The sequence below is a fragment of the Mitsuaria sp. WAJ17 genome, assembly GCF_014174515.1.
Lineage (GTDB): Bacteria > Pseudomonadota > Gammaproteobacteria > Burkholderiales > Burkholderiaceae_C > Roseateles_B.
Genome location: NZ_JACJUG010000094.1, coordinates 1 through 780, shown reverse-complemented (window position 1 = coordinate 780; position 780 = coordinate 1). Strand labels below are relative to the sequence as shown.

The window sequence follows — 780 nt, the reverse complement described above, 5'->3', positions numbered from 1 at the left end:
ACATTGGCGGCGCCGCCGGGCACCGTGGCCACCAGCGTGTCGATCTGCTCCTGGCTCAGCGTCACCAGCGGCAGCATCTCGGGGGTGATGGCCTGCGATCCCGGCGGGATTGCGTTGGCAGGGACCGTGAATACGGCGTTGGGACGCGCCGGCGAAGGCGTGGTCTGCAAGTAGTGGATCAATTCGGGCTTGCACTGGCGCAGCCGCGTCACCAGATCCGGGGTCAATGCCTGGCGCTGTCCTTGGATGACCAGGTCCTGGTTTCGAATCTCGAGCTGGATGCCGAGTTCGTTCAGTTCAATCAGCAGATCCTCAATCATCACAATACGATCTCCACGGTCGCAACAGCTGCGACAAAGTCGCTCAGTCTTGGTTGTGTAAACAGGGTTCTCACGTCGCTGTCCAGCCCGGCCTGGCGCATGCGCTCGACCAGGTTGATGGCCAGCAGCGAATGCCCGCCCAGCTCGAAGAAGTTGTCATGCCGGCCCACGCGCGGCAGTTGCAGGACCTCGGCCCACAGCGCGGCCAGCTGTTCTTCCAGCTCGCCTTGCGGGGCTTCGTAGCCGCGGGCGGCCAGGGCCTGCAGGTCTGGTGCTGGCAGGGCTCGGCGGTCCAGCTTGCCGTTGGGCGTCAGGGGCAGCGCGGGCATGGCAACGAAGGCGCTGGGCACCATGTAGCCGGGCAGCTCTTGTGTCAGGGCCTGGCGAAGCGTGTCCATTGCCAGGGTGTCGTCGCGCTCTCCGTCTTCCGGCTCGTCCTGCACCACGTAGGCCACCAGAC

At 65.3% G+C, this 780-nt stretch carries 2 protein-coding genes; both read right to left on the bottom strand.

From position 1 onward, the window contains the following. Window positions 1-320, bottom strand: a 320-nt coding sequence (locus H5407_RS23515; RefSeq protein WP_220800766.1) for a hypothetical protein, incomplete at its 3' end; no start/stop codon positions are given. Further along, on the bottom strand, window positions 320-780 hold a 461-nt coding region (locus tag H5407_RS23510), incomplete at its 5' end, for a phosphopantetheine-binding protein (RefSeq protein WP_183106910.1). The genes H5407_RS23515 and H5407_RS23510, both read right to left, overlap by 1 nt.